Origin of the sequence: Pseudomonas sp. D47 (assembly GCF_045447305.1) — a bacterium.
Lineage (GTDB): Bacteria > Pseudomonadota > Gammaproteobacteria > Pseudomonadales > Pseudomonadaceae > Aquipseudomonas.
The window spans coordinates 1-459 of the sequence record NZ_JBJGXU010000188.1 but is presented as its reverse complement, the minus strand read 5'-3'; the positions used below and the strand labels follow the sequence as shown (position 1 = coordinate 459).

Genomic DNA, 459 nt, shown 5'->3' with positions numbered 1-459 from the left:
CCCCCCTGTTTGCTCTCAATGGAGAACCACCATGCTCAAAGGTCTGGCTATTACCCCGCCGGTACTCGGCCGTATTTCTATCGGCAAAGTGGTCGAGAAAAACGGCAAGCGCCTGCCGGAAAAAGACGATCAATTCACCATCACGTCCCAAGTGCAAAATCGGGATGGCTGGCTGCTGCATCCCTTGGACGAAGAACTGCGCAAGGCTTCAGAAAACAAACTACGTAGCATTCCCATCCGGTTGTTGTTCAACGAGCCGGACCTTAACTTTCGGGCCGACTACAGCCTGTTCGACCGTGCAACCGGACGACCACGCTGCGTTGGCAACGGCGAGACCTGTAAGCGTCAATGTGACGACGGCATCAAAACGCTGCCCTGCCCATCACCGGATGGCTGCTCCCTCGCCCAGGGAAACGCCTGCAAGCCTTATGGACGACTAAACGTAGTGATTGGCGATGA

Annotated in this window: 1 pseudogene; it reads left to right on the top strand. The window is 55.8% G+C overall.

Features of this window, described 5'->3' with window-relative positions:
* Nucleotides 1-31 precede the first annotated feature (31 nt).
* Nucleotides 32-459: pseudogene (locus tag ACI77I_RS32180) on the top strand (hydrolase or metal-binding protein); the annotation flags it as partial.